Source organism: Okeania sp. SIO2F4 (assembly GCF_010672385.1).
Taxonomy (GTDB): domain Bacteria; phylum Cyanobacteriota; class Cyanobacteriia; order Cyanobacteriales; family Microcoleaceae; genus Trichodesmium.
The window spans coordinates 1-4,120 of the sequence record NZ_JAAHGT010000877.1 but is presented as its reverse complement, the minus strand read 5'-3'; the positions used below and the strand labels follow the sequence as shown (position 1 = coordinate 4,120).

At 35.2% G+C, this 4,120-nt stretch carries 6 protein-coding genes; 4 read left to right on the top strand and 2 right to left on the bottom strand.

Annotated features, from left to right (window positions below; translation table 11 throughout):
* Window positions 1–298: tetrahydrofolate dehydrogenase/cyclohydrolase catalytic domain-containing protein (locus tag F6K22_RS34305; protein WP_293108720.1), on the bottom strand; the 298-nt coding region annotated here is incomplete at its 3' end.
* Window positions 299–1,187: 889 nt separating this feature from the next.
* Here F6K22_RS34305 and F6K22_RS34300 point away from each other — a divergent pair.
* The 4 genes from F6K22_RS34300 to F6K22_RS34285 all read left to right on the top strand — a co-directional run bounded on the left by F6K22_RS34300 (window position 1,188) and on the right by F6K22_RS34285 (window position 3,578).
* Window positions 1,188–1,556: a DNA-binding protein gene (locus F6K22_RS34300; RefSeq protein ID WP_293108717.1), complete on the top strand. Its 369-nt coding sequence runs from the start codon at window positions 1,188–1,190 to the stop codon at window positions 1,554–1,556.
* On the top strand, window positions 1,540–1,989 hold the full coding sequence (locus F6K22_RS34295; protein ID WP_293108714.1) for an NUDIX hydrolase: 450 nt from the start codon (window positions 1,540–1,542) through the stop codon (window positions 1,987–1,989). The genes F6K22_RS34300 and F6K22_RS34295 overlap by 17 nt, the downstream gene beginning before the upstream one ends.
* Window positions 1,990–2,819: 830 nt before the next feature.
* Entirely contained in the window at window positions 2,820–3,233 is a 414-nt protein-coding gene (locus tag F6K22_RS34290; protein ID WP_293108711.1) for an RpnC/YadD family protein, read from the top strand.
* 123 nt (window positions 3,234–3,356) lie between these two features.
* Complete coding sequence (locus F6K22_RS34285; protein WP_293108708.1) at window positions 3,357–3,578, top strand: DUF4351 domain-containing protein; 222 nt, start codon at window positions 3,357–3,359, stop codon at window positions 3,576–3,578.
* A 235-nt stretch (window positions 3,579–3,813) separates the two neighbouring features.
* Here the strand turns inward: F6K22_RS34285 and F6K22_RS34280 are convergent.
* The coding region (locus F6K22_RS34280; protein WP_363275049.1) for a WD40 repeat domain-containing protein at window positions 3,814–4,120 on the bottom strand (307 nt) is incomplete at its 5' end.

Below are 4,120 nucleotides of genomic sequence, written 5' to 3'. Positions count from 1 at the left end.
GGGGTAACTGCACCAAGATACCGTCTACTTGTGGGTCTTGGTTTAATTTTTGAATTACTTGGGTTAGTTCAGCTTGAGATGTTTGGGCAGGAAAATGTTTCCCGAAGGAGGCAATACCTACTTGGGTACAAGCTTTTTCTTTGTTACGGACATAGACTGCACTAGCGGGGTTATCTCCCACCATTAATACTGCTAAACCAGGAGGACGTCCTATTTTACTTTGTAGAGATTGAACTTTTTGTTGGAGTTCAGCTTTGATTTTTTTGGCCAGAGCTTTACCGTCTAATTTATTTGTCATTGCTATTTCCTGTTTGATTTTTGATTTTAAAAGCTGTATCTAATGACTTCTAGATCAAATTATTTATTTCAATTTTTGATTTTAAATTAATCAATTATCTTGTTAACAGCATAATAATAGTATGGTTCTCAGTATATAAAGGTAGATTTTGTGATGTTTTAAATAAATAAAAATAATGTTTAATTTTTAGCACTAAAATATAATTGAATCTTTTATTGGTATTATAAATAAACAAAATTATCTTATTTGTGTGGTAATATTTTTATGGTATCTGGAGTTATAAAAAAAGACTTCAGAAGTTATAATTGAAAAGATTTTCTGTGGATTTTAAATATTAATAAATGTAAGCATTTCCTGCGGAATACTGCCCAAACAGCTATTAGTGGTCAGGTCTCAGGTTTTGAATAAATGAAGGAATCAAACGACAGAGCTTTACATCTCTATTTCTGCCACATCCTTCTGCAATATTTGCAGGAATTTGAAGCACAAGAACGACGAGCTTGACTTGTCAACCCATACAATTAATTGTGTAGCAGGAAATGTAGATTTGGCTCGCCCTGACTGCTAAGGTTAACTGATGGGCTTTGAGAGTAACTTTTAATTATTGGAAATATCTCAATTGCTTTTTCCTCCTTTAAAGGTAATGAAGCTGACCCCTGAATGCTTACTAATAAATTGATAAAAATAATCAATTTGTAATTGCTATGGTAATAACCAGAAAATTATTATGTAAATCGGGAAAAAAGTTTTGATGATAACTAGAACGCCCACAAAAAAAGCTTTGGGAATGAATTACATACAAATATTCCAGAGATTTACGTCTGGCTTTTGGCTGCTTAATTATTATTTATTAAATTCATTGTTTGAGAGATTTAGAATTCTTCTAATTATGTTTTTAGTGACAGGACTAATTAGTTGTAATCAAATTACACAAACGGCTATTAAATTAAATCTTAATGTAAGTCGAATCGATCAAATTCAAACAAAAGGTAAAGTTGATAATCAAGTATATTTAAAAGGTACTGTAGAAAGCCGTGCCCCATTTATAGAAACAGGCGCTTATGAACTAACAGATAATACGGGGAGTATTTGGATATTTACTACGGCAGAATTACCAGAGATAGGAACAGAAATAACAATTAAAGGAAAAATACGTTATCAAAGTATTATTGTTTCAGAATTAGATAATCAGGATGTTGGAGATTTTTATATAGAGGAACTAGAAAGAATAGAAGAAGAGAATGATGAACAACAATAATCTACTTCATGTGGCGATCGCTATTCTTTATCGAGAAGGGAAATTTCTCCTACAATTACGAGATGATATTCCCGGTATTGCTCACCCTGGGAAATGGGCTTTTTTTGGGGGTCATATAGAACCGGGAGAAAAACCGGAGGAGGCTGTAAAACGAGAATTAGCTGAAGAAATAAGTTATGCACCTGATATAGTTTTCGAGTTTGGTGTTTACTATGACACTAATGTTGTTCGTCATGTATTTTCTGCTCCTTTAACTGTGGAATTAAAAGATTTAGTTTTGGGAGAAGGTTGGGATATGGGGTTATTAACGACCGCAGAAATTAAGGCAGGTAAAGCTTATTCTGACAATGCAGGAATGGAGCGATCGCTTGGGGAATTTCATCAAAAAATTCTCTTAGATTTTATGAGTAAAAATGAGACTTTGATTGATTGAAATTTTGGAATTATTCTAGTTTTTGAAATTGCATAGAATAGAGATATCTATGAATAGTAGATGAATTTTTATGAAACCCTTTACTTACTTAGTTAACTAATATATAGTTCGGCTAAAAATTCGTCATTGCGACGAGAGGAAGCAATCTCGTCAAACCTCTGAGATTGCTTCCTTCCACTTTGATTGATTGAAATTTTGGAATTATTCTAGTTTTTGAAATTGCATAGAATAGAGATATCTATGAATAGTAGATAAGTTTTTATGAAACCCTTTACTTACTTAGTTAACTAATATATAGTTCGGCTAAAAATTCGTCATTGCGACGAGAGGAAGCAATCTCGTCAAACCTCTGAGATTGCTTCCTTCCACTCCGTTCCAGTCGCTGCGGACTTACAATAACTAAGTTATCCGAATTCAATATAATTGTTTTGGCTTACGATAATACTTTTCAATAATTAATAATTAATAATTAATAATTAATAATTACCTCTTCTTAGAAACGGATAGGATTGACTAAAAGGATTGTTTTTTCTTCTCTTGGTTGATTGGAGGCAAGCGAGGAGACCTCGCCATCCCTCAACCGCTTTTTTCTCCATGAATGGAGAGGCTTTATACCTTAATTTTTCGGTAAATATTTAGCAGAAACTTATGCTCCGAATTTTGTCCGTTGGTTATTGGGAATTAACCCTACTAATGTAGAGGTAATTAAAACAGAAATTATTCCTGAACCTATTCGGTCTGATGCTTTGATTCTGCTACAAATTGACAATAAAATCTTGCATCTATAATTTCAAACTTTCCCTTATTCTGAGCCACCAATTCCCTATAGAATGCTCAAATATTGGATGTTGCTTTATGGGAAATATTGGTGTGATATTGAGCAAGTGGTTATCTTGTTAAAAGAGACTGATTCAGAATTGGCTTCTCAAGATAAATTTGAAAGGCAAAATACTCGGCATTCTTATCGAGTAATTCGACTTTGGGAGGAGGAGTCGGCACCTTTTCTTGCTGATAATGCTTTATTACCATTAGCAACTTTAACTCGTAGTGAAAGTCCGACAGCTTTATTATCACAAGTAGCAGAAAGAATTGGTAGAATAGAAGAGCCAGATCGACAAAGAAATATTTCTGCTGCTGCGGAAATATTAGGGGGTTTAAGGTTCGATAAAAATTTAATTCGTCAACTTTTGAGGGAGGAAATAATGAAAGAGTCTGTAATTTATCAGGACTTACGCAAAAAATGAAATTATACACAATCTGTAGGGGCATCTATGCGAATCGCCCCTACTGGATATGGTGCTTCTGCGTAAGTCCTGATTTATCAAGATATTCTCCAGAAAGGAGAACAAATTGGCGAACAACGTGGTTTGCAAATAGGTTTAGAACGGGGTTTAGAAGAAGGTGAACAAAAGGGAGAAGCTACAGTTATTATCATATTAATAACTCACAGATTTGGAAATATTTCTGAGGAAATAGAAGCTAAAATTCGGAGTTTGTCTCTTTCTCAATTGAATGAATTAGCCATCGCTCAATTGGATTTTACTTCTGTGGATGATGTGATGAATTGGTTAAGTAAATCTCAGAATTAAAGAAGCTCGTAGTAGGGTGTCTAGGTTAAAATTGTGGATAAAAAACCTAACCCCCCAACCCCCTTCCCTACCAGGGAAGGGGGAGAAGATTCCCCCCTCTCCTTGCAGGAGAGGGGTCGGGGGAGAGGTCTTCATTGACTCGCTCTTTACCCACATTTTCAAGCTAGACAAGCTAGTAGGGGTGGTTTTGAGGAATAGATGACTAATTTATCAAGGATTTTGCTTAAACCTGTCCCTACTTAACTTCTGACTTCCTACCGCCAACACCATCACACAAATGTCTATCGCTTTCACTGACATTAGGGTTATTTTCTAGGTAGTCGCGCATCCAGTTGCAACCCCACTCATGAAGGCGATCGAACTTCCAACTATTCGACAACTTCACTGTTTTGTCACTACTTGCAGTTGCTATAGTCTCTCCATCCGGACTAAATGCTACACCATTGACGAAACTTTTATCGCTGGTGAGAGTCTGCAATAATTTCCCTTGAGGGTTCCAAAATTTCACTGTATAGTCACCACTTGCAGTTGCTATAGTCTCT